At 64.8% G+C, this 23,895-nt stretch carries 25 protein-coding genes; all 25 read left to right on the top strand.

What is annotated here, in order from left to right:
- Positions 1–85 precede the first annotated feature (85 nt).
- The 25 genes from AB1384_02895 (at position 86) to aspS (ending at position 23,879) form a co-directional block, all read left to right on the top strand.
- Positions 86–427: a cupin domain-containing protein gene (locus tag AB1384_02895; GenBank protein MEW6553218.1), complete on the top strand. Its 342-nt coding sequence runs from the start codon at positions 86–88 to the stop codon at positions 425–427.
- An 84-nt stretch (positions 428–511) separates the two neighbouring features.
- A complete protein-coding gene (locus AB1384_02890) occupies positions 512–1,153 on the top strand; it encodes a CDP-alcohol phosphatidyltransferase family protein (protein MEW6553217.1) in 642 nt (213 codons plus the stop codon).
- Between the two features lie 12 nt (positions 1,154–1,165).
- Positions 1,166–2,080, top strand: a complete 915-nt coding sequence (locus AB1384_02885) for a phosphatidylinositol mannoside acyltransferase (GenBank protein MEW6553216.1) — start codon at positions 1,166–1,168, stop codon at positions 2,078–2,080.
- Between the two features lie 103 nt (positions 2,081–2,183).
- Complete coding sequence (locus tag AB1384_02880; protein MEW6553215.1) at positions 2,184–3,293, top strand: glycosyltransferase family 4 protein; 1,110 nt, start codon at positions 2,184–2,186, stop codon at positions 3,291–3,293.
- On the top strand, positions 3,290–4,252 hold the full coding sequence (locus AB1384_02875) for an inositol monophosphatase family protein (protein MEW6553214.1): 963 nt from the start codon (positions 3,290–3,292) through the stop codon (positions 4,250–4,252). Before AB1384_02880 ends, AB1384_02875 begins: the two co-directional genes overlap by 4 nt.
- Positions 4,253–4,255: 3 nt before the next feature.
- Entirely contained in the window at positions 4,256–4,891 is a 636-nt protein-coding gene (locus AB1384_02870) for a LysE family transporter (protein MEW6553213.1), read from the top strand.
- Positions 4,892–5,068: 177 nt separating this feature from the next.
- Positions 5,069–5,638, top strand: coding sequence for a LemA family protein (locus AB1384_02865; GenBank protein MEW6553212.1), 570 nt, complete (start codon positions 5,069–5,071; stop codon positions 5,636–5,638).
- A gap of 85 nt (positions 5,639–5,723) precedes the next feature.
- Positions 5,724–6,722 carry a M48 family metalloprotease gene (locus AB1384_02860; GenBank protein MEW6553211.1) on the top strand — a complete coding sequence of 333 codons (999 nt, stop codon included), beginning with the start codon at positions 5,724–5,726 and terminating at the stop codon, positions 6,720–6,722.
- A gap of 140 nt (positions 6,723–6,862) precedes the next feature.
- Complete coding sequence (pdxS, locus tag AB1384_02855) at positions 6,863–7,747, top strand: pyridoxal 5'-phosphate synthase lyase subunit PdxS (GenBank protein MEW6553210.1); 885 nt, start codon at positions 6,863–6,865, stop codon at positions 7,745–7,747.
- A gap of 39 nt (positions 7,748–7,786) precedes the next feature.
- The gene (gene pdxT, locus AB1384_02850) at positions 7,787–8,377 is read left to right on the top strand and encodes a pyridoxal 5'-phosphate synthase glutaminase subunit PdxT (protein MEW6553209.1); all 591 of its coding nucleotides are present in this window, start codon (positions 7,787–7,789) and stop codon (positions 8,375–8,377) included.
- Between the two features lie 30 nt (positions 8,378–8,407).
- A complete protein-coding gene (locus tag AB1384_02845) occupies positions 8,408–9,163 on the top strand; it encodes a YebC/PmpR family DNA-binding transcriptional regulator (GenBank protein ID MEW6553208.1) in 756 nt (251 codons plus the stop codon).
- 15 nt (positions 9,164–9,178) lie between these two features.
- On the top strand, positions 9,179–9,727 hold the full coding sequence (gene ruvC, locus AB1384_02840) for a crossover junction endodeoxyribonuclease RuvC (GenBank protein ID MEW6553207.1): 549 nt from the start codon (positions 9,179–9,181) through the stop codon (positions 9,725–9,727).
- A gap of 69 nt (positions 9,728–9,796) precedes the next feature.
- A complete protein-coding gene (gene ruvA, locus AB1384_02835; GenBank protein MEW6553206.1) occupies positions 9,797–10,393 on the top strand; it encodes a Holliday junction branch migration protein RuvA in 597 nt (198 codons plus the stop codon).
- Between the two features lie 34 nt (positions 10,394–10,427).
- Positions 10,428–11,450, top strand: coding sequence for a Holliday junction branch migration DNA helicase RuvB (gene ruvB / locus AB1384_02830; GenBank protein ID MEW6553205.1), 1,023 nt, complete (start codon positions 10,428–10,430; stop codon positions 11,448–11,450).
- Complete coding sequence (locus AB1384_02825) at positions 11,450–12,004, top strand: epoxyqueuosine reductase QueH (protein MEW6553204.1); 555 nt, start codon at positions 11,450–11,452, stop codon at positions 12,002–12,004. Before ruvB ends, AB1384_02825 begins: the two co-directional genes overlap by 1 nt.
- A 6-nt stretch (positions 12,005–12,010) precedes the next feature.
- Positions 12,011–13,063, top strand: coding sequence for a tRNA preQ1(34) S-adenosylmethionine ribosyltransferase-isomerase QueA (queA, locus tag AB1384_02820; protein ID MEW6553203.1), 1,053 nt, complete (start codon positions 12,011–12,013; stop codon positions 13,061–13,063).
- A gap of 4 nt (positions 13,064–13,067) precedes the next feature.
- The gene (gene tgt / locus AB1384_02815; GenBank protein ID MEW6553202.1) at positions 13,068–14,195 is read left to right on the top strand and encodes a tRNA guanosine(34) transglycosylase Tgt; all 1,128 of its coding nucleotides are present in this window, start codon (positions 13,068–13,070) and stop codon (positions 14,193–14,195) included.
- Positions 14,196–14,234: 39 nt separating this feature from the next.
- Positions 14,235–14,636, top strand: coding sequence for a preprotein translocase subunit YajC (gene yajC / locus AB1384_02810; protein MEW6553201.1), 402 nt, complete (start codon positions 14,235–14,237; stop codon positions 14,634–14,636).
- A gap of 59 nt (positions 14,637–14,695) precedes the next feature.
- On the top strand, positions 14,696–16,084 hold the full coding sequence (gene secD / locus AB1384_02805; GenBank protein MEW6553200.1) for a protein translocase subunit SecD: 1,389 nt from the start codon (positions 14,696–14,698) through the stop codon (positions 16,082–16,084).
- Positions 16,084–17,295 carry a protein translocase subunit SecF gene (gene secF, locus AB1384_02800; GenBank protein ID MEW6553199.1) on the top strand — a complete coding sequence of 404 codons (1,212 nt, stop codon included), beginning with the start codon at positions 16,084–16,086 and terminating at the stop codon, positions 17,293–17,295. The genes secD and secF overlap by 1 nt, the downstream gene beginning before the upstream one ends.
- A 96-nt stretch (positions 17,296–17,391) precedes the next feature.
- Positions 17,392–19,581: a bifunctional (p)ppGpp synthetase/guanosine-3',5'-bis(diphosphate) 3'-pyrophosphohydrolase gene (locus AB1384_02795; GenBank protein MEW6553198.1), complete on the top strand. Its 2,190-nt coding sequence runs from the start codon at positions 17,392–17,394 to the stop codon at positions 19,579–19,581.
- A 28-nt stretch (positions 19,582–19,609) separates the two neighbouring features.
- The gene (dtd, locus tag AB1384_02790) at positions 19,610–20,047 is read left to right on the top strand and encodes a D-aminoacyl-tRNA deacylase (protein MEW6553197.1); all 438 of its coding nucleotides are present in this window, start codon (positions 19,610–19,612) and stop codon (positions 20,045–20,047) included.
- A 124-nt stretch (positions 20,048–20,171) separates the two neighbouring features.
- Positions 20,172–20,825, top strand: coding sequence for an MBL fold metallo-hydrolase (locus tag AB1384_02785; protein MEW6553196.1), 654 nt, complete (start codon positions 20,172–20,174; stop codon positions 20,823–20,825).
- Positions 20,826–20,836: 11 nt separating this feature from the next.
- Complete coding sequence (gene hisS / locus AB1384_02780; protein MEW6553195.1) at positions 20,837–22,096, top strand: histidine--tRNA ligase; 1,260 nt, start codon at positions 20,837–20,839, stop codon at positions 22,094–22,096.
- A gap of 13 nt (positions 22,097–22,109) precedes the next feature.
- Positions 22,110–23,879, top strand: a complete 1,770-nt coding sequence (gene aspS / locus AB1384_02775; GenBank protein MEW6553194.1) for an aspartate--tRNA ligase — start codon at positions 22,110–22,112, stop codon at positions 23,877–23,879.
- The last annotated feature ends 16 nt before the right edge of the window (positions 23,880–23,895 follow it).

Here is a 23,895-nt window from a genome sequence, read left to right as displayed (position 1 = left end):
CCCGCGGGCGCAGATCAGTCACGGATATTGGCGGGAGAAAGACGTTACCATCGAACGCTCAAGACGTTGAAGGAAGTGAAGAGAGATGGACAGGTTCGTGGTGCACGAGGACAGCCTGGAATGGGTACCGGCCGACTTCCCGCGCGCCCAGATGAAGGTCCTGTACATGGACCCGCGCGGCGGGGGCCAGATCCTGCTCCTGCGTTTCGAGGCGTATTGCGAGATGCCGGGGCATACCCATATATCGTCGGACGAAGCGGCCTACGTGCTGGAGGGCGAGCTTGCGCAACCCGGAGAGGACGGCGAGGACGAGGTCTTCCGCGCCGGCCACTTCGCCTTCTTCCCCGCGGGGGCTCAGCATGGGCCTTTCACCACGGGCGAAGAGGGATGCACCATCATCAGCGTCTTTTACGGTCCGCTGGCCTGAGTGGGACCGGCCGAAAAAGCGAGCCCGCGTGGCGCATGGAGGGCGGTAACGCGGCCAACACCCAGTGAAAGGGAGGGTGGCACGGTGGAGAGAGCGTGGAACGTGAACGAGGGATTGCGCCGGTTCTCCAGCGCCGTCTTCCATCCCCTGGGTTGGGTGCTGGGCCGCACCATGTCCCCCAACTTCATCACCACCCTGTCCATCATCGCGGCCGCCGGTGCCGGCTACTGCTTTGCGGTGGGGCGTTTCGTCCTTGGCCCCTGGATCCTCTTCCTGGCCGGGCTCTTCGACATCTGGGACGGACAGGTGGCCAAGATGACCGGACGCGTGACCACTTACGGGTCCTTCTACGACTCCACCGCAGACCGCGTGGCGGACTTCTGCTTCTCCCTAGGGACGCTCTACTTCTTCACCGTGCAGGAGGTCTACGACGTGGCCTTCATGGTAGCGGGATACATGGTTCTCTCCTCGCTGATCAGCTACGTCAAGGCGCGAGCCGAAGGCCTGGGCATCGCCTGCAACGTGGGGCTGCTGGCGCGCCCCCTGCGGTTGCTACTCTTCGCCCTACCCCTGTTCATCTACGGCCTTACGGAGAACATCTGGGTGTTCAGGAGTTCGCTCTACGTCCTGCTGGTGCTGGGGGTGGAGACGCTGACCCACCGTATGATCGTCGTATACAGGGGGGCCGCGCAGAAGGACGCCTCGGCCGCGGCGAAAGAGGATTGAGCGGGAGCGGCCATGCCCGAAAGAGAGACCTTCCTCAGCGATATCCCTGGATACCTCAAGTATTACTTTTTCCGTGGCTCCTGCGCGCTGGTGGGGTTACTGCCGGTGCGCGTCACCCACGGCATAGGGGTGGGCATCGCGGAGATCGCCTACCGCCTTTCGAAGCAGAAGCGCCAGACCGTCTACGAGAACATGCGGCGCGTTCGCCCCGAAGGGGGCCCGCGGGAATGGCACGAATTGGCTCGCCGCAGCTTCCATAATTACGCCCGCTACTGGGTGGATTTCTTGCGCTGCTATTACCTGACCGAGGAAGACCTCATAGGGCCGGTGGTGCCCCACGGCACGGACTGGTTCGACAAGTCCCTGGAGAAGGGCCGCGGGGTGGTCCTGGCGCTGCCGCACTACGGCAGCTGGGACATGCTCGGGGGATGGGTGGGTCACCGCTATCCGTCCTTCTGGGCGGTGGCGGAGGTGCTCAAGCCCCTGCCCATGTACGAGTTCCACACCGAGCTGCGGCGGCGCATGAAGATCCGCATCATCCCCCTGGCGGAGAACACGGTGGAGAAGGTCATCGAGGTCCTGCTCGCGAACGGCATGGTCTGCCTGCTCTCCGACCGCCTCATCGCGGGCAGCGGCGTGGAGGTGGAGTTCTTCGGAGAGAAGATCCTCATGCCCATCGGCCCCGCCCTGCTGGGGGTGAAACTCGGCACCGCGGTGATGCCTTGTCTCACCATACGCAAGGACGGTAGGTACCACGGCTACGTGGGGCCGCCGCTGGATATCGAGGTCACCGGGGATACCCGGCGCGACGTGCAGGTGAACACGCAGAAGCTGGCCCGGGTGTTCGAGGACTTCATCCGCGAGGACCCCACGCAGTGGCACATGTTCCAGCCCATCTTCAAGAGGGGTGAGAAAACGGGAGGGTGATGGACTAGGCGGTAATGGCCAGACCACGCCGTTCTCACCCCCCCGGCAGGCAGCCGGGATAGCTGCGGCCGGCACCTTCCCCCTTCTGGTGTAGAATTACGCCATGGACAGCGATAGCAGGTTGAACATCGGCATGGTCTCGCCCTACTCGTGGGACTTCCCAGGCGGGGTCAACCGCCACGTCGAGCAGCTCTCGGACCACCTGCGGGGGCGCGGGCACGCGGTGACGGTGATCGCGCCGGGAGGGCAGAGCGGAGCGGGATACTTATCCACCGGCGGCTCCATGCGGGTGTCGGCGAACCAGTCCGTGGCCAATATCGCCTTCGGTCCATGGACGGCGGCCAGGATAAGCAGGATGCTGCGGATCACGCCCTTCGACCTACTCCACCTGCACGAGCCCCTCATTCCCAGCGTCTCCATGCTAGCGTTGTTCTTCTCGCGCTGCGCCGTTCTGGCCACCTTCCATGCGGCACGGGAAGGGGGGGCGATGGGATATCGCCTGGCCAGGCCCCTGCTCACACCGCTTGTCCGGAAGGTAAACGTGCGAGCGGTGGTCAGCCCCGCCGCCCGGGACCTGGTCTCCCGCTACTTCCCGGGAGAATACCGCATCCTCCCCAACGGCGTGGACACCGCGCTGTTCAGCCCCGCTGGACCCGTGCTCGAGGGCCTGGAGGCGGGCGCGTTCTACCTGGTATTCGTGGGCAGAGCGGAGCCGCGCAAGGGGCTGGAGGTGCTGCTGCGGGCCCTCCCCCTGGTGCGCGAGGCCCACCCCGAGGTACGCCTGCTGGTGGTGGGGGTGGATCAGCCGGGACGTGTGGGCGAGGGAATAGAATGGCTGGGGAGGCTCCCGGACAGGCTCGTCCCCGCCGCCTACCGCTCCGCGAGGATCATGATATCTCCGGCGCTGGGCATGGAGAGCTTCGGCATCGTGCTCATCGAGGCCATGGCCTGCGGGTTGCCGGTGGTGGCCTCGGATATCCCAGGCTACAGCGCGGTGCTGGAGGACGGAGTACAGGGCGCGCTCTTCCCGCCCGGAGACCATACAGCCCTTGCCCGCGTGCTGGTGGGCCTCATCGAGGACGCAGCCGCGAGGGAGAGGATGGCCGCGGCAGCGCCGGCGAGGGCTGAGAGGTTCTCCTGGGACAATTTGGTGGGGGACGTCGAGGCCGCATACATGCAGGCGATAGAGATATACGGGAGGGTTCGGCGATGAGACTCGAGGAAGTCATAGAGTTGTGCCGCGACCTCTGCGGCGAGGTGCGCGAGATGGTTAGGCCGCATCTCGGCGAGAAGTCGGCGCGGGAGATGCAGGGCCGGGGGGCCAGCGGCGATTCCACCTTCGCCATCGACGAGGTGGCCGAGGCCAGGGTAGAGAGCAGGCTGGCGGAGGCCCCGGGCGTGGCCTACTTCTCCGAGGACCGGGGGATGGTGGGCGCGGAGGATGCGGAATGGGTCCTGGTGGTGGACCCCATCGACGGCACCCGCCCGGCCGCGGCCGGCCTCGAGGCATGCTGCGTGTCCATCGCCGTGGCCGCCTACCATCCCACCGACAACCCTGATCCCACCCACGGGGACGTGGTCTACGGGCTGCTGCGGGAGATAAAGAACGAGGCCTGGTTCGAGGCGCAGCGTGGCAAGGGCAGCCGCATGGCGATTGACGGGGAGGAGAGAGAGATAATGATCCGCCCCCACAGTGATATCTCCACCCTCTTCTGGACCCTGGGATTCCGGGGGAGGCCGGCGCTCCCCACCATCCTGGTCCTGGAGGAGCTGGTGGACCGCTCCAGCGTGGACGGCGGAATCTTCGACCTGGGCAGCGCCACCTACTGCATAAGCCGCCTGCTCACCGGACAACTGGACGCCTACGTGGACGTCGGCGACCGCATGATCCGGGAGGCCCCGCAGGTGGAGGAGTTGTTCCTGCGCGCCGGGCACGGGCACGTCCTCAACAACTCGTCCTACGACCTAGCCGCCGCGGGACTCATCGCCTCGGAGGCGGGGCTGGCGGTGAGCGATGCCTTCGGCGAGCCACTCGACGCCTATCCCCTGCTGGCCTCGGGAAGGGCGGGGCAGCTCTCGTGCGTGGCGGCGGTCACCCCGGAGCTGCTGCGGGCCCTCATCGCCGAGATCGACGCGGGCATGGAGCGCATGCGGCGGCATTACGGGTGGTGATGGATGGAACTCATCAGTATCTTCTTCGTCTCACTGGGCGTGGGGCTGTCCGGGGCGCTCATGCCCGGGCCCCTGCTCACCGTGACCATCAACGAGTCCTACCGCAGGGGGTTCATGGCGGCACCGCTCCTGGTGGCGGGCCACGCTGTCCTGGAGGGGGCGCTCATCGTCCTTCTGGTGCTGGGACTGGACCAGGTGGTGGGGAACGACATCTTCTTCGGGGTGGTGGGGGTGGCCGGGGGTGCCTTCCTGGTCTGGATGGGGCTGGGCATGGCCCTGGACGTACGCGACGACCGGCTCCACCTCGACCTGCAGGCCCACAGCGGAAAGCGCACCGGCCCCTTCGTGGCCGGGCTCACCACCAGCGTTTCCAACCCCTACTGGTTCCTGTGGTGGGCCACCTTCGGCCTGAGCTGGCTGCTGCGCTCCATGGAGAGCGGGGTGGCCGGGGTGCTCGCCTTCTATACCGGGCACATCATGGCCGACCTGCTGTGGTACTTCCTGGTGGCCTTCCTGGTGGTCACCGGCAAGCGCTTCCTCTCAGACCGCGTCTACAGCTACGTCATCCTGGCCTGCGGCACCTTCCTCATCATCCTGGGCGCCCGCTTCGTCGGAGACGGCCTCTTCCACTTACTGTAAGGGCTGGCCACGTCATGCAGGTCTTGGCGCCGCAAGCAGCGAATATCGCATATAGTAAAGTCATTATCGCGGGGATTCGATACTCAGGAGAAAACATACGACCCTTCCGGTATGGCGGGGCGTCTTATATTAGAGTAAGGTCTTGGATATGATGGAAGCCGAGGACAGAAGGAGGTCATGCCGGTGGTTTGGGTCCTGATAATCATCGGGGCGATCGTGTTCCTGCTCATAGTGGGGCTCATCGCCATCTACAACAGGCTGGTGCGTGACCGCAACCGCGTGGACAACGCCTGGCACCAGATCGATGTGCAGCTGAAGCGGAGGTACGACCTCATCCCCAACCTGGTGGAGACGGTCAAGGGCTACGCCAGCCACGAGAAGGAGGTCTTCGAGAAGGTCACCCAGGCGCGGACAATGGGCATGAACGCCCAGTCTCCCGGCCAGGCGGCCCAGGCCGACAACATGATCACCGGCGCCCTCAAGAGCCTCTTCGCGGTGGCCGAGGCCTACCCGGACCTCAAGGCCAACCAGAACTTCCTCATGCTGCAGGAGGAGCTTTCCGGCACGGAGTCCAAGATCGCCTTCGCGCGACAGTTCTACAACGACAGCGTGATGTCCTACGACAACGCTCGCCAGAAGTTCCCCAACAATATCGTTGCCGGCATGTTCTCGGGGAAGTTCGGTGCCCGCGAGTACTTCGAGGTCGAGGTGGCCGCCGAGCGCGAGGCCCCCAAGGTACAGTTCTAGAGGCCGGGTAAAAGAGTGACGGAGGCCGCAGTCCGGGACGGATGCCGGGCTGCGGCAGGCTGTTGCGAGAGAGGGGTCGGGTAGGATGACATTCTACGACCAGATATCCAAGAACAAGTGGAAATCAGCCCTGCTGGTGATGATCTTTATCGTGATCATCCTGGCCATCGGCTTCTTTGTCGGCTATATCTGGGGGCCCGAATACGCCATCATGGGGCTGGCCATAGCGGCTATCGTCGCCACTCTCATGTCCTTCACCAGCTACTATCACAGCGACAAGATAGCCCTGGCCTCGGCCGGGGCCAGGCCGGTTACGCGCGAGGAGTTCCCATACTACGTGAACACGGTGGAGGGTCTCTCCCTGGCCGCCGGCATCCCGGTGCCGCGCACCTACATCATAGATACCCCGGCCATGAACGCCTTCGCCACCGGCAGGGACCCGGAGCACGCCGCCATCGCTGTGACCAGGGGGCTGCTGGAGAACTGCAACCGCCTGGAGCTGGAAGGAGTACTGGCCCACGAGATGTCCCACATCGGCAACTACGACATCCGCTACATGTGCATGGTAGTGGTGCTGGTGGGCCTGCTGATCATCTTCGCCAACGTGGTGACGCGCATGATCTTCTGGGGCAGCATCGGCGACCGCGACAGTGGCGGAGGCATCGGTGGCGAGGGGGGCGGCTGGTTCCAGATCATCATCTTCGTGGTCGGCCTGGTCTTCCTCATCCTCTCGCCCATCATCGGCCAGCTCCTGCAGCTCTCCATCTCGCGCAAGCGCGAATACCTGGCCGACGCCACCGGCGCCAAGCTCACCCGCTATCCGGAGGGGCTGGCCAGTGCCCTGGAGAAGCTGTCGAGCGAGGCCAAACCCTTCCCGCGCACCAGCCAGGCAACCGCCCACCTCTGGATAATGGAGCCCTTCAAGAAGGAGGCGCAGGCGCACAAGGTCAAGAGGTCCAGCATGTGGTCCACCCACCCGCCCGTTGAGGAGAGGATAGCCCGCCTGCGGGCCATGTCCGGCTTGGAAGGGATGTACAACCAGGCCATGATGGAGGCGCGCCTGCGCGGCGAGCTGCCCGGCTGAAAGTGACAGCCAACGCAGGGAGGGGATGAGCCCCTCCCTTTTCGCTGCGTTGATGGAGGGTTGCGCTTTGAGCTATAGTAAAATCAGGGAAGCCCGTGGGGGGCTTTTCTTAATACGGTAGGTCTGGAGGGACCGGAGTGATGGAGGAAAAAGGGACTTTGCGGGTAAAGACCGGACTGGCCGAGATGCTCAAGGGCGGCGTGATCATGGACGTGACCACGCCGGAGCAGGCGGTGGTCGCCGAGGAGGCCGGAGCGGTGGCGGTGATGGCGCTGGAGCGCGTGCCCGCGGACATCCGCGCCGAAGGAGGGGTGGCCAGGATGGCGGACCCCACGGTCATCGAGGCCATCATGGCGGCGGTGACCATCCCGGTGATGGCCAAGGCGCGTATCGGGCATTTCGTGGAAGCCCAGATACTAGAGGCCCTGGGCGTGGACTACGTGGACGAGAGCGAGGTCCTCACCCCGGCCGACGAGAGATACCATATCGACAAGTGGCGTTTCACCATACCTTTCGTTTGCGGGGCCATTAACCTGGGGGAGGCGCTGCGCCGAATCGGCGAGGGCGCGGCTATGATCCGCACCAAGGGTGAGGCGGGCACCGGCAACGTGGTAGAGGCTGTGCGGCACATGCGGACCATAAACGGAGAGATACAGGCCCTGACGGTGGCCCCCGCGAGCGAATTGATGACCGCCGCGAAGGAGATGGGAGCCCCCTATGACCTGGTATGCTGGGTTGCGGAGAACGGCCGCCTTCCCGTGGTCAACTTCTCCGCAGGTGGCATAGCGACCCCGGCGGACGCAGCCATGATGATGCAACTGGGGGCCGACGGCGTCTTTGTGGGCTCGGGCATCTTCAAGTCCGAGGACCCGGCATCACGCGCCAGGGCCATCGTCAGGGCGACCACCCATTACGAGGACCCGGCGGTCCTTGCCGAGGTGTCGCGGGGCATCGGTAGGGCCATGGCCGGCCAGGAGATCTCGGAGATAGGCCCCGAGAACCTCATCCAGTTCCGTGGCTGGTGATGCAGCCGGGGAAGCGGCATATAGGGAACAAGGGGAGAGATGAAGAAACCGACCATTGGCGTGCTCGCGCTGCAGGGCGCGGTGCGCGAGCACTTGCGGATGCTGGAGGAATGCGGAGCTCGAGGGGTAGCGGTGAAATACCCCGCCGAGCTCCACTTATGCCAGGGACTGATCATCCCCGGAGGAGAGAGCACCGCCATCGGCAGACTCATGGGCGCCTGCGGGTTCATCCCGGAGATCAGATCGCTTCATGCCGCGGGCATGCCGCTGTACGGCACCTGCGCGGGACTCATCCTGATGGCGCGGCGCATCGCCGAGGGCGACCAACCTCTTCTCGGGCTCATGGACATCACCGCGCGGCGGAACGCCTTCGGCCGCCAGGTCGACAGTTTCGAGACCGATCTGAGGGTCAACGGGATCGAGGAACCTTCCCGACCCTTCCGGGCGGTCTTCATCCGCGCTCCCTGGATAGACAGGACGGGTCCCGAGGTCATGGTCATGGGAGAGTGCGGTGGAAAAGCGGTAATGGCGCGCCAGGACGGAATGCTGGTGTCCGCGTTCCACCCGGAGCTGACCGGCGATGACCGTGTGCACCGTTATTTCCTGAGCATGGTCGAGGAGGCCTCGTAGGACGGGCGCTCGCTGAGACAGGAGGAGAAGATGTCAGGACATTCCAAGTGGCATTCGATCAAGCACAAGAAGGGTGCCGCGGATGCCAAGCGCGGGCAGATGTTCAGCCGGCTCTCGCGGGCCATCATCGTTGCCGCGAAGGAGGGAGGCGGGAACCCCGACGCCAACTTCGCCCTGGCCAACGCCATAGAGAAGGCCAAGAGCTACTCCATGCCCAAGGAGAACATCGAGCGGGCCATAAAACGCGGCACCGGAGAGGGTTCCGGCGACGCGTTCGAGAAGATCGTCTACGAGGGGTATGCGGCCAACGGAGTTGCTATCATGGTGGATATCATGACCGATAACCGCAACCGGGCGGCGGCTGACATCCGGCGCATCTTCTCCCGCACCGGCGGCAGCCTGGGCACCTCGGGCTCGGTGGCGTGGATGTTCGAGAAGAAGGGGAACATCATCGTCAACAAGGACACCGGGGCGGACGAGGACGCGCTGCTGGAGACGGCGCTGGAGGCCGGCGCGGAAGACATGGTCACCGAGGACGAACACTGGGAGATCCTCACCGACGCTGAGTCGTTCCGCGGCGTGGTGAACGCCATCAAGGAAGCGGGGTTCGAAGTCGCATCCGCCGAGGTAACCATGCTGCCCCAGAACACGGTCGAGCTGGACAAGGACGCGGCGAAGAAGGTATTGCGCCTCGTGGACGCCCTGGAGGACCACGAGGACGTCCAGGAGGTCTACGCCAACTTCGACATCTCCGACGAGATCCTGCAGGAGCTATCAGAGGAGTAAGGCGCGTAACCACCGATGATTATTTTGGGCATCGACCCCGGGCTGGCCTCCACCGGATACGGGGTGGTCGAGAAAGTGGAGGGACGCCTGCGCCCCCTGGGTTTCGGGGGCATAGAGACCTCTCCCCGCCAGCAGTTGTCATCGCGTCTTGATAAGATCTACAACGGGGTCAAGGAGCTCATCGAGACCTACCATCCCGACCTCCTGGTGCTGGAGGAACTTTTCTTCAACACCAACGTCCGCAGCGCCATGGTGGTGGGGCAGGCTCGGGGAGGCATAATCCTGGCCGCGGCGCATTGCGGTATCGGGGTGGAGGAATACACCCCGCTGCAGGTCAAACAGACCCTGGTGGGCCACGGGCGCGCTGACAAGCGGCAGGTGGAGTTCATGGTGCGCACGCTGCTCCACATACGGGAGGACATCGGCTCGACGCATGCCAGCGACGCCCTGGCCCTGGCCATATGCCACGCGCACAGTGAGCGCATGCGCGGCCGTCTGGACGAGGCGCTTGGGGACAAGGATGCCCACAAGAAGCCCGCGCACAAGAAGCGGACGGTAAGGTGAGGCACCGGAAGCGTTGCTTTATCGCGCCGGAAGCCTGCCCGGACCGGCGGAAGTGAAAGGGACGGTGAGTTGATCGATTTCGTCGAAGGGGTGTTGGCCGAGAAGAGCGAGGATGGCGCCGTGGTCGCGGCCGGAAGCGTTGGGCTGGCACTCTTCGTCTCCCTTTCGACCCTGCAGAAGCTGCCGCCGGTGGGAAAGAAGGTCAAGCTGTTCAGCTACCTCCACGTCAAAGAGGACATCCTCCAGCTGTATGGGTTCTCTGACCGCGGCGAGAGGGATATCTTCCTCAAGCTCATCGCGGTGACCGGTGTGGGGCCGAAAGTGGCGCTGGCCGTTCTCTCCGCATACGACCCGGAAAGCTTCGTGCGCATCGTGGCCTCGGAGGACCTGGAGTCGATAACCGCCGTGTCGGGGGTGGGAAAGAAGAGCGGCCAGAGGATCATCCTCGAGCTGAAGGACAAGCTCGCCCCGCTCTCCGAAGAGCTGGGCTTCGGGGTGGGCGGTCCGGACGGCAGCGGCCCGGTACGGGAGGCGCGGGAGGCGCTCAAGGGGCTGGGCTACACAACCGCGGAGAGCAGCCGTGCCCTGGAGGGATATATGTCCGACGAGCCGAGCCTGGAGGACATGCTGAAATATGCCCTGAAGCGGCTGGGAGGGAGCAAGTAAGGTGAAGGACGACCGCGAGGAGATAACCGGGGACCTGGAGGTGGGGGAGGAGAGGCTGCTCGACCCCGAGGCCAGGGAGGACGAGCAGGAGTTCGACCTCACCCTGCGCCCCCGCTGGATAAGCGAGTTTATCGGACAGGACCGCATCCGCGAGCACCTGGAGATTTTCATCGCCGCGGCGAAAGAGCGCCAGGAGTCCCTGGACCACGTCATCCTCTCGGGCCCGCCCGGCCTGGGCAAGACAACCCTGGCGGGGATCATCGCCAACGAGATGGGGGTGGCCTGCAAGCAGACCTCGGGTCCTGCCCTGGAACGAGCGGGAGACCTGGCCTCTATCCTAACAAACCTCGAACCGGGTGACGTCCTATTCATAGACGAGATCCACCGCCTCAACCGCGTGGTCGAAGAGGTGCTCTATCCCGCCATGGAGGACTTCAAGCTGGATATCGTGGTCGGCAAGGGTCCCGCCGCCCGCTCTATCCGCCTCGACCTGCCGCCCTTCACCCTGGTGGGGGCGACCACACGCGCCGGGCTGCTGACCTCGCCACTGCGCGACCGTTTCGGCGTGCAGAGCCGCCTGGATTACTACGGCCAGGACGAGATCAAAGCCATCATCGAGCGCTCGGCACGCATCCTGGCGGTGGAGGTCGATGACGAGGGGGCGCGGGAACTGGCCCGGCGCTCCCGGGGCACGCCGCGCATCGCCAACCGCCTGCTCCGCCGCGTACGCGACTACGCCCAGGTGAGGGCCGAAGGAAGGATCGACTACCGGGTGGGTTGCGAGGCCCTGGCCCTCTTCGAGGTCGACGAGATGGGACTGGACAAGGTGGACAAGATGATCCTCCACGCAATCATCGAGAAGTTCGGGGGCGGACCGGTGGGGGTGAACACCCTGGCCGTATCGGTGGGGGAGGAGATCGACACCATCGAGGAGGTCTACGAGCCTTATCTGCTGCAGGTGGGCCTGATGCAGCGCACCCCACGGGGAAGGATCGCCACCGAGAACGCCTACCGCCATCTCGGCCTGGGTAAAGAAAGCGGGGACACCCTTTTCTGATGCGCCGGATCATCGTCGATACCTGTTGTGGACCATGTGCCCTGCCGGCACTGCACCGCTTCGCGCCGCCCGCCTACGAGGCGCATTACCTCTTCTACAATCCCAACGTACATCCCTTCAGGGAATACCGGCGCAGGCTTGAGAGCTTCGAGGAGCTGATGGCGCAGGAAAAGCTCTCCTACAGCCTGGTGCCCTACGAGCCCGAGGAGTGGATCAGGGCGGTGGCTTTCCGCGAGGAGAACCGCTGCGAGATGTGCTACCGCCTGCGCCTGCGCAGGGCCGCCGACCTGGCCCTTGAAGAGGGGTACGAAGTCATCACCACCACCCTCTTCGCCAGCCCCTACCAGGACCACGAACTCGCCACGCTGCTGGGGCGGTCCATCTGTCGCAGCAGGGGCCTGGAGTTCTTGACCTGGGACGGCAGGGACGAGTACTACGGCGCCATGGCAACGGCGCGCGAACGCGGCATGTACACCCAGCCCTACTGCGGCTGCATTCTGAGCGAGTGGGAGCGCTATGACCGCGGCCGCAGCTCCACGCAAGAGGGTGAATAGCCGCCCATGCGCACAGACCTCTTCGACTACGAACTCCCCCCCGGACTCATCGCGCAGCGCCCCGCCGAGCGGAGGGAGGACTCCCGCCTCCTGGTGGTGGACTGCGTGAGCGGGGATATCGCGCACCGCAGCTTCCCCGACCTGGTGGATTATCTCGAGGCGGGGGACTGCCTGGTCCTCAATGCAAGCCGCGTACGCCATGCCCGCCTGCGTGGCCGCAAGCTCGAGGGGGGCGGGGAGGTGGAGCTGCTGCTGCTCTCTCCCGACCCCGACGGCACCTGGGCGGCGCTGGCCCGGCCGGCACGGCGCCTGCGTCCCGGCACCGAGGTTAGCTTCGGCGGGGGTGAACTGGTGGCGGAGGTGGTGGAGAAGAGTGACCGGGGGGAGCTGCGGGTGCGCATGCGGCCCGGGGAGCTGGCGGCCGTGGAAGCGGCGGTGGAGAGACTGGGGGAGATACCGTTGCCCCCCTACATAAGGGAGATGCCCCCGGACCCCGGGAGGTACCAGACCGTATACGCACGCGATGTCGGCTCGGCCGCGGCTCCCACCGCGGGGCTCCATTTCGAGGCCGCGACCCTGCACAGACTGGAGGAAAAAGGGGTCAGGACGGCCTTCCTTTACCTGGATGTGGGCCTCGACACCTTCCGCCCCATCAGCGAGGAGGAGATAGAGGGCCACCGCATCCATAGCGAGAACATGCGCCTGGACGCGGAGGCGTGCGAGACGATAAACGCCGCCCGAGGGGACGGGAGGATGGTGGTGGCGGTGGGGACGACGGTGGTGCGCGCCCTGGAGAGCGCGGCGGGCGAGGGCGGCGTGCAGCCGCGGCAGGGCGCCACGGACCTCTTCATCTACCCGGGCTACCGCTTCCGCGCCGTGGACTGCCTGCTCACCAACTTCCACATGCCGCGCTCCAGCCTGCTCGTGCTGGTATGCGCCTTCGCGGGCCGCGAGACGGTGATGGAAGCTTACCGGCAGGCGGCGGAGGAAGGTTACCGCTTCCTCAGTTTCGGGGACGCATGTTTCTTCCGCTACCCGGGCGCCCGCGGGGAGGGTTGAAGGAATGGCGGAAAGCTTCAGTTTCGAGATCACCGCGGGCGATGCGCGGTCGCGGGCGAGGCTGGGCCGCCTGCGTACCGACCGCGGCGAGGTGCAGACGCCCGCCTTCCTGCCCGTGGGGACCAGGGGGACGGTGAAGGCCATGGCGCCGTGGGAGCTGGAGGAGATAGGGTACGAGATGCTCCTGGCCAACACCTACCACCTCTACCTGCGACCAGGCTCCAGGCTGATAAGGGAAGCGGGAGGCCTGCACTCATTCATGGGCTGGCACGGACCGATCCTGACCGACAGCGGCGGGTTCCAGGTCTTCTCGCTATCTCCGACCCTGAGCGTGGAGGAAGAGGGCGTGCGCTTCCGCTCCGTATATGACGGCAGCGAGCACCTGCTGACGCCGGAGAAGGCGGTACGGGTCCAGGAGGAACTGGGCGCCGACGTGGCCATGATCCTCGACCACTGCGTGGCCTATCCCGCCTCCCGCGAGGAGGTGGAGGCGTCGGTGGGGCTGACCCTGAAGTGGGCCGAACGTTCCGTAGCCGCCCGCGCTCTTCCCCGGCAGGCCCTCTTCGGTATCGTGCAGGGCGGCGCCTACGGCGACCTGCGGGCGCGCAGCGCCGAGGAGACGGCCTGCCTGGGTTTCCCCGGCTACGGCATCGGGGGGCTGTCGGTGGGGGAGCCGCGCGAGGTCATGCTGGAGTGCCTGGAGGTGCAGACGGGGATACTCCCGGAGGACAGGCCCCGGCATCTCCTGGGTATCGGCGACCCCGAGGGGATAACCGCTGCGGTGGCGCTGGGCGTGGACCTCTTCGACTGCGTGCTGCCCACCCGCATGGCCCGCAACGGCGTGGCCATGACCCGTGGGGGCAAGCTCAACCTGCGCCATTCACGCTACCGCGGCGATCTCCGCCCCCTGGAAGACGACTGCCCCTGCCCCGCCTGTTCCGGCTTCACCCGGGCCTACCTCCGCCACCTCCACGGCCTCAATGAGATCATGGCCCACCGCCTGCTCACCTGGCATAACCTGGTCTTTATACGTTCGCTGATGCTCGATTGCAGAGCCGCGATCGAGGCTGGTAGAATGGTACAATTGGTCCGGCAGTGGAGTGGCTGGAACGGACGTATCCCCGGAGACTGAGGGGTAGAGTCATGGCAGACCATGGGAAGGTAGGTTGAGATGGGTGAATCGAGTTGGATGTCCATAATTCTCATCGTGGGCTTGATCGCCATATTCTATTTCATGCTCATCAGGCCGCAGCAGAAGCGCATGCGCCAACAGATGGACCTCATTAACAGCTTGCGCGCGGGCGACGACGTGATGACCTCGTCGGGTATCTACGGCACCGTCGTCGAGGTCGAGGAGGACAGCGTGATCCTCGAGATCTCTGATGACGTGCACATCAGGCTGGCCAAGAGCGCCATCGCTCGCACCTTCACCGTGCGCGAGGAGCCTGAGGACGAGGAGGAGGAAGAGGCGATAGAGGGGGAGACGGTGGAGGCTCCGGCGGAGGAAGGCGAGGAAGAGGCCGCGTCCCCCGAGGAACAAGGCTCTCCCAACGGCTCGTCGAAGAGAAAGTGAACGGTGGGTAATACAGGGAACTGGGTCGCTGGAGACCAGGACAAAGACGGAGGCGGGGATTGAAGACCGGTAAAGCGCTGGCGTTTCTGGCCATAGTTGTCGCCGTCCTCCTCGCCATGTATATACCGATAGTCATCGGCGGATGGAGCCCCAAACTGGGCCTCGACCTGGAGGGCGGGGTCAGCGTGACCCTGCAGGCCATAGGCGAAGTATCCGGCGAGCAGGTGGCCAAGGCCGCGGACATCGTCCGCAACCGCGTCGACGCCCTGGGGCTGGCGGAGCCGGTGGTGGCCGCGCTGGGCAACAACCGCATCCTGGTCCAGATTCCCGGCGTGCAGGACACGGAGAGGGTGCTGGGGATAATCGGCAGCACCGCCCAACTGCAGTTCCGCGAGGTGCTGGAGGTGATCCCCCCGGGAAGCGAGAACTACGACACCACCGAGGTGACCGTCCCCGACCCCGACGATACCGAGGCCTACCAGGCCCTCAAGGACCAGGAGATCGTGCTGGAGAAAGAGACCCCGGAAGGGGAGGTAGTCAAGTTCCGTCTGGGCCCCACCCGCCTCACCGGGGACATCATCGCTTCCGCCGACGCCGCCGTGGACCAGGAGAGCGGCGGGTACCGCATCCAGTTCAAGCTCACCGACGAGGCCACCCCCCAGTTCGCCGCCCTCACCCAGGAGCTGCAGGGAAGACAACTTGCCATCGTGCTCGACTATGCCATCGAGTCCTATCCCAGCGTCAAGGATGCCATAACCAGCGGCGAGGGAGAGATCACCGGCAACTTCACCCGCGAGGAGGCCCGCGACCTGGCCTTGGTGCTGAAGATAGGCGCCCTGCCGGTGGAGTTCGATCCCGATCCCCTGGTGGAGAACATCAGCGCTACCCTGGGGCGGGACTCACTGCGCCAGGGCCTCATCGCCGGGCTGGCCGGACTGATCCTGGTGGTGTTGTACATGCTCGTCATGTACCGGGGGCTGGGCGCCCTGACCACCCTTTCCCTCACCGTATTCGGGCTCCTTGTCTACGGCATCGTGACCCTGCTCGGACAGTTCATCGAATGGAACCTGACCCTGGCGGGCATCGCGGGCATCATCGTGTCCATAGGTATCTCGGCGGACTCCAGCGTGGTCTATTTCGAGCGCCTCAAGGAAGAAGTGCGCCTGGGAAAGACACTGCGCTCATCGGTGGACCGCGGCTTCAAGTCCGCCTGGCGGACCATGGTCACCGCGGACGCCACCACCTTCATCACCGCCTTCATCCTGTGGGTTCTGGCCTCCGGCTCGGTGAAGGGCTTCGCCTTCACCCTTGGCATCGCCACCATACTGGACCTCTTCATCATGTATCTCTTCACCCACCCCATGGTCTATTTCCTCTCGCGCCTCGAAATCTACAACAGGCCCCGTTTCGTGGGGGTTGGGCGCGAAGCACAGGGGAGTGAGGCCTGATGTACGTCCGCGGCAGGGAGGTGAAGTTCAACCTCATCGGCCCGCGGCCGTTCAGGCCGCCCAATGTCTACTGGTTTTCCATATCGGGGGCGCTCATAGTGCTCTCTCTCGTCGCCATCCTCGTCATGGGGATCAACCTTGGCATAGAGTTCGAGGGCGGCTACCTGCTCAAGGTGAGGCTGGAGAAGCCCGCCGACGTGGAGGAGGTCCGGGCCATCCTGGCCGAATACGCCGACCAGGGGCTCGAGGGGACCATCGTGCAGACGGGGGAGACGAAGGACGGGCCGGAGCTCATCCTGCGCATGCCCTACATAGAGGACTCCACGGTGCGCAACGAGACCATCGACGAGGTCAAAGCGCGCCTCGAGGAACTCTACGGCTTCGCGGACAAGGACGGCGACCAGGGCATCATCCAGGAGGAGCAGGTGGGATCGGAATGGGGGCGCGAGGTGAGCACCAAAGCCCTCATCGCCCTGGGGGTGTTCGTGGTCATCATCCTCATCTTTATCTCCCTGCGCCTGGAGTTCAAGATGGGCGTCGCGGGGATCATCGCCCTGGTGCACGACACCCTGATCACCGTGGGTATCTACGCGCTTACCGGGCGCCAGGTGACCCCGGTGACGGTCATCGCCTTCCTGACCATCCTGGGTTATTCCCTATACGACACCATCGTCGTCTTCGACCGCGTGGAGGAGAACGCCAACCTCATGGCACGGGCCGGCAAGGTATCCTACGCTGACATCGTCAATGAGAGCGTCAACCAGACCCTGCTGCGTTCCATCGGCACCACCCTCACCACCTTGCTCCCCATCATCACCATCCTCATCTTCGGTGGCGAAACCCTTAAGGACTTCGCCTTCGCGCTCCTGCTCGGCGTCTTCCTCGGGGCCTATTCCTCCGTCTTCCTGGCCTCTCCCATCCTGGCCATCTGGAAGGAGAGGGAGCCGCGCTACGCCGCCGTGCGCGAGAAGGTAGAGTCCAAAGGAGCGCGGGAAGCCATCCTCGTGACCGGCAAGGCCGCCGCGGACAGGCAGAAGGCGGCGGTTGCCGAACCGGAGACTGAGGAGGTTAAGCCGAAGGCGGCGGCGGAGGCGGGGAACAAGGCCAAACCGGCTTCCAAACCCGCGGCTTCATCCGCGCAGCGCAAGAAGGCCTCCACCACCCGGGGCCCCAGCAGCGGCAAGAAAAAAAAGAAGAAGAAGAAGAGATAACCCCGTACCGTCTCCCATCTAGTCATGGCGGCTGCTCATATGGCAGTATCAGATGTAGTGGAGGTATTCCGTCGATAGACGGTGGGAGGAGCCGCATTGTCCCAGTCCATCGACTCGCTCATCCAGAAGGTGCGCTCTTATAACGGCAAGGGCGACACCAGGTTGATCCGCGAGGCCTACGAGTTCGCGCGCACCCACCACGCCGACCAGTTGCGGCGCAGCGGGGAGGAGTTCATCCTCCACCCCGTGGGGGTAGCCCAGATCCTGGCCGATATGCAGATGGACGAGACCACCCTGGCCGCGGCCCTCCTCCATGACGTGGTCGAGGACACCGACATCTCCCTGGAGGAGGTCAAGCGCAAGTTCGGCCCCGCCGTGGCGGAGATCATCGACGGCGTGACCAAGCTGGACCGCATCTCCTTCGCCAACCGTGAGGAGGCGCAGGCCGAGAACTTCCGCAAGATGTTCGTGGCCATGGCCCGCGATATCCGCGTGGTCATCATCAAGCTGGCGGACCGCCTGGACAACATGAAGACCATCGGGCACCTGTCGGAGGACAAGCAGCGCGAGAAGGCCCGCGAGACCCTGGAGATCTACGCCCCCCTGGCCCACCGCCTGGGCATCTCGCAGCTGAAATGGCAGCTGGAGGACCTCTCCTTCGCCACCCTCTATCCATTGCGCTTTCAGGAGATCGTGCAGATGGTCAACCAGCGCCGCCCCGAGAGGGAGGACTATATAAAGATAGTCGAGAGGGACCTGCAGGCACAGCTCAAGCAGGCGCACCTCAAAGCGGAGATTGAAGGTCGCGTCAAACACTACTACAGCATCTACACCAAGATGAAGGAGCAGGGCAAACAGTTCGACGAGATCTACGACCTCTTCGCGGTGAGGGTCATCGTGGGGTCCAAGGAGGACTGCTACACCGTCATGGGCATCGTGCACTCCCTGTGGCATCCGGTGCCGGGGCGCATCAAGGACTACATCGCCAAGCCGCGTTACGGCATCTACCAGAGCCTGCACACCACGGTCATAGGACCCCAGGGAAAACCCCTGGAGATACAGATACGCACCCAGGACATGCACCGCACGGCGGAGTACGGCATCGCTTCCCACTGGCGCTACAAGGAGGCCCAGCGCTCCCAGGAACGCATACGCGAGCGCCTGGCTTGGATAAAGCGCATCGTGGAGTGGCAGCGCGACCTGGCCGACCCGCAGGAGTTCATGGAGAGCCTGAAGATAGACCTCTTCGAGGACGAGGTATTCGTCTTCACCCCCAAGGGCGATGTCATCGACCTCCCGAGCGGGTCGACCCCCATCGACTTCGCCTACTCCATCCACACCGAGATAGGCCACCGCTGCGTGGGGGCGAAGGTAAACGACCGTCTGGTGCCCCTGGAGTACAAACTGCGCAACGGCGATATCGTATCCATCATCACCTCCAACACCTCCCCCGGCCCCTCCAAGGACTGGTTGAACATCGTGCAGACGGCCAGGGCCAAGACCAAGATAAGGCAGTGGTTCTCAAAGGAAAGGCGGGTGGAGGATACCCAGGAGGGCAAGGAGGTGCTGGTAAAGACCATGCGCAAGTCCCGCCTGCCCGTCCAGAAAGTCCTGGGTTCCGACATCCTGGACGGGATCGCCCGCGAGGAGTACGGATTCATCAGCATCGACGACCTCTATGCCAGCATCGGCGCGGGCAAGACCTCAGCCCTGCAGGTGGTGAACCACGTCACCACCCGCCTGGGGCCGGAGGACCGGCCCGTGGAGGAGCCCGTGACCATGCCGCGAAAGCGCCGCCGCCCCCTCGCCTACACCAAGGGGGTGAAGGTGGAGGACGTGGACAACGTGCTGGTGCGCATCGCCCACTGCTGCAACCCGGTCCCCTACGATGCCATCATCGGGTTCGTCACCCGCGGGAGGGGCGTATCGGTGCATCGCGCCGATTGTCCAAACGCGGCGCACATGGCGGAGCAGGACTACCGCAGGATCGAGGTCAGCTGGGACACGGAGCAGCCCACCTCCTTCCAGGTGGAGATATGCGTTGAGGCCATGGACCGGCCGCGCCTGCTGCGGGACATCACCACTATCATGGGGGAGTACCACGTGAACATCATATCGGCCACCATGAACATAACCCGCGAGAACGTGAACATGAGCCGCTTCGTCTTCGAGCTCTCGAACATCGCTCACCTCGAGGACATCCTGCGAAACATCCGCAAGGTGGACTCTGTCTTCAACGCTTACCGGGTGGTGCCGGGGAGGATGTCATGGGTGCCGTCGTCGTGAACCGCGGCGGGAGGACGGGGGATCGCGCATGAGGGCACTGGTGCAGCGGGTAACGAAATGCGAGGTGCGCTCGGGAGGCGAGGTCATCTCGTCCACCGGGCCGGGGCTGCTGGTGCTGTTGGGCGTGTCCACAGACGATGGCGAAGCCGACGTCGATCTCATCGTGGGCAAGGTCGTCAACCTGCGCGTCTTCGACGACGAGGAGGGCAAACTCAACCTCTCCCTGGCCGATACGGGCGGAGAGGTAATGGTGGTCTCCCAGTTCACCCTCTACGGCGACACCCGTAAGGGCAGGCGCCCTAGCTACACAAGAGCGGCTCCCCCCGCGCAGGCGGAGCAGCTCTACGAAATGGCCTGCGAGAGGTTCGCGGCCGCCGGGTTTACCACCGGTCGGGGGGTCTTCCAGGCCCACATGGAGGTGGAGCTGACCGGCGACGGCCCCGTGACCCTGCTCCTGGAGAGCTGACAGGGGTCTGGTCTCGGATACCGAGCGGCCTCGAGCAGCCCGGAAGGGCCGGAATACCGCCCCTGTCGCGGTCCCTTCATCGTGAGCTCTCGATATTCGAGACACGACCCCCTATAATTTACGCATGTTTCTAGAGTGCCTGACCATAGGGATGCTTGCCACCAACTGTTACATCGTAGCGGCGGGCAGGGGTTCGCCCGCCGTGGTGATCGACCCCGCCGGGGACGTGAAGGGCATCGTCGCGCGCCTTCGCAAGGCGGAGCTGCGATGCGTAGGCATCCTGTGCACCCATGGCCACGTGGACCACATTGCGGGTGCGGGACCGCTCAGCGAGGCAGTGGGAGTGGCCGTTTATGTCCACGAGGCGGATGCCGCGGCCTTGGGCAGTCCACGCACCAAGCTCATGGGCCTCACGGGAGGGACCATGGCCACGCGTCCCCGGCAGGTGGACTACCTGGATGACGGCGACCGCGTCGAGGTGGGAGATATCACCCTGGAGGTCCTGCACACCCCCGGCCACACACCGGGAGGTATCAGCCTCTATACCCCCGGGTATCTCTTCTGCGGCGACCTCATCTTCCAGGGCTCTATAGGCAGGACGGACCTGCGCGGCGGTTCGCTGCGGGAACTGCTGCGGGCCGTACAGGAGAAAGTATGGGACCTGCCCGACGCTACACGCATCCTGCCGGGGCACGGGCCGACGACCACCCTGGGCGAGGAGAGAAGGCACAACCCGTTCCTGCGTGACCTGGGAACGTCCCGGACCGGATATATGTGAGGGAGGGAGGATTGGATATCCAGGCCCCCAAGGGAACCACGGACATACTGCCGCCAGACAGCGACGGCTGGCGCAGCGTGGCGGAGGTCGGGACTGCGCTCTTCCGCACCTACGGCTACCGCGAGATCATCCTCCCCATCATGGAGTACACGGAAGTCTTCTCGCGCGGTATCGGTCTGGGTACGGACATCGTCCAGAAAGAGATGTTCACCTTCACCGACAAGGGCGGCCGCAGCCTCACCCTGAGGCCTGAGGCCACGGCCGGAGTGGCGCGCGCCTTCACCCAGCACCACCTGGAAGCGGCTGGACTGCCGGTGAAACTATACTACCAGGGGCCCATGTTCAGGCACGAGCGCCCGCAGGCGGGGCGCTACCGCCAGTTCAGCCAGTTGGGGGTGGAACTAATCGGCTCGCCCTATCCCGGCGCCGACGCGGAGGTGATCGTCCTCTGCGCCGCGTTCTTCCGCGCCCTGGGCATTGCAGTGGACCTGGTCGTGAACAGCGTGGGCGACGCCGAGTGCCGTCCCGTTTACGTAAAGGCATTGCGGGAATACCTGCGGGAGCGGAGGGACCTCCTGTGCGGTGACTGTGCTCGACGGGAGGAGGAGAACCCCCTGCGGGTGCTGGACTGCAAGGTTGAGGGCTGCGCGGAGGTCATCGCGGGAGCGCCGGGCCTGGAGGGATTCCTCTGCGGGGCATGCCGTGAGCACCAGGGCGAGGTGGAGGGCCTCCTGGGAGCGGTGTCGCTTCCTTATCGGCGAGACGGTCGCCTGGTACGGGGGCTCGATTATTACACCCGCACCGTATTCGAGTTCCAGGACCCGAGGCTGGGCGGGCAGAACACCCTGGCGGCGGGGGGCAGGTACGACGGCCTGGTGGAGGAGCTGGGGGGAAGGCCGACCCCGGCGACGGGGTTCTCCATCGGCTTGGAACGGGTGATGCTGGCGGGCCCGCGGCTAGAGGAGAGCGACGATGGCGGCGTGTTCGTCATGGCCATAGGGGAAAGGGCCAGGGAAAAGGCCTTCACGGTCGTACAGGAGCTGCGTGAGGGTGGACTGCGTGCCGACCTCGACCACCTGCGGCGCAGTCCAAAAGCGCAGATGCGCGAGGCCGACCGCGGCGGGTTCGCCTGCAGCGTTATCATCGGTGACGATGAACTGGATGGCGGGTTCTACACCCTGCGGGACATGCGCGCCGCCGCCCAGGAGCGCGTGCGGGCCGAGGAGTTACTGGAGAGGGTAAGAGAGCGCCTGGCGGGCCCAGGCACCTGAGGAATGGGATAATATGGCAAAGAATGACTGGGAAAAGCGCACGCGATACTGCGGAGAGTTGAGGGCGGGCGACGTGGGAAAGGAAGTGGTCCTCAACGGATGGGTGCAGAGGCGGCGCGATCACGGCGGGGTGATCTTCATCGACCTGCGTGATGTGAGCGGGCTGGTGCAGGTGGTCTGCAACCCGGTCCTGAGTGAGCAGGCCCATAAAGCCGCGGGAGAAGTGCGCGGAGAGTACGTGCTCTCCTGCCGTGGCGCGGTCAGGGCTCGCCCAGAGGAGTCGGTAAACCCCAAGCTCCCCACGGGGGAGGTAGAGGTCCTGGCGGAGGAGCTGGCCGTCATCACCACCTCCGTCACTCCGCCCTTCGAGATCGAGGAGGACTCGGACGTGGACGAGGCTCTGCGCCTGCGTTACCGCTATCTCGATATCCGGCGGCCAGACCTGCGTGATGCCCTCATCATGCGCAGCCGGGTAACGGGGGAGGTGCGCAGATACCTGGCCGCCCGGGGTTTTCTAGAGATCGAGACCCCCATCCTCACTAAGAGCACTCCCGAGGGGGCCCGCGACTTCGTGGTGCCCTCGCGGTTGCAACCGGGCAGCTTCTATGCCCTCCCGCAATCTCCGCAGCTCTTCAAGCAGCTGTTAATGGTGGCCGGACTCGACCGCTACTACCAGATCGCGCGCTGCTTCCGCGACGAGGACATGCGTGCCGACCGCCAGCTCGAGTTCACCCAGATAGACCTGGAGATGTCCTTCGTGGAGCCGGACGATATCATGAACCTGATGGACGAGATGTTCGCGCACCTCTTCCGCGAGACACTGGGCACCGAACTGGGCCTGCCGATCCCCCGCATGACCTGGCATGAGGCCATGGACCGCTACGGCAGCGACCGTCCCGATACGCGCTACGGCATGGAGATACGCGACTTCTCCGCCGTCTTCGCGCGGAGCGAGTTCAAGGTCTTCCGTACCGCCCTGGAGGGCGGTGGAAGGGTGCGCGGCTTCAAGGTGGACGGTCTGGCATCTCCGCCCCGCCGTGAGCTGGACGGTCTGGTGGAGGAGGCCCAGCGCCTCGGCGCATCGGGACTGATATGGATGGTGCGAGAGGCCGAGGGACTTCGCTCCCCGGTGGCCAAGTACTTGACCGCCGGGGAGATGGAAGGACTGCTGCGCGAGGCCAGTATGGAGGAGGGGCAGGTCCTGCTGATGGCGGCCGGCGCCGGCGAGATCGGCCAGGTCCTGGCCGGCTTGAGGGACTATTGCGCACGGCGCTTTGCCCCCCCGCCGCAGGAGAGGTTCTCGCTCGTGTGGGTAACCGATTTCCCTCTCTTCGAGTGGGACGGAGAAGAGAAGAGATACAAGAGCAACCATCACCCTTTCACCTCTCCCTCCCGCGACTGCCTGGACTTCCTGGAAGAGAGGCCCCTGGAGGTGAACTCCGACTCCTACGACATGGTGCTAAACGGCATCGAGCTGGGTGGCGGCAGCATCAGGATCCACGATGCCGAGGTGCAGGACCGCGTCTTCCGCATCCTGGGGCTTTCGCAGCAGGAGGCGCAGGAGAAGTTTGGCTTCCTGTTGGAGGCGCTGCGCTATGGCCCGCCGCCCCACGGCGGCATCGCCTACGGCCTGGACCGCATCGTCATGCTCATGGCCGGCAGGGACTCCATACGGGACGTCATCGCCTTCCCGAAGACCCAGTCGGGGGCCGACCTTCTGAGTGGCGCTCCGGATGCCGTCTATCCCGATCAGCTCAAAGAGCTGCGGCTGCGGCCCATATAAGGTATGCGGGGAACAG

It is taken from the genome of Actinomycetota bacterium (assembly GCA_040757835.1).
GTDB lineage: Bacteria > Actinomycetota > Geothermincolia > Geothermincolales > RBG-13-55-18 > SURF-21.
Note: the sequence above shows the minus strand (reverse complement) of the source record. Positions and strands in the feature narration are given on the sequence as shown.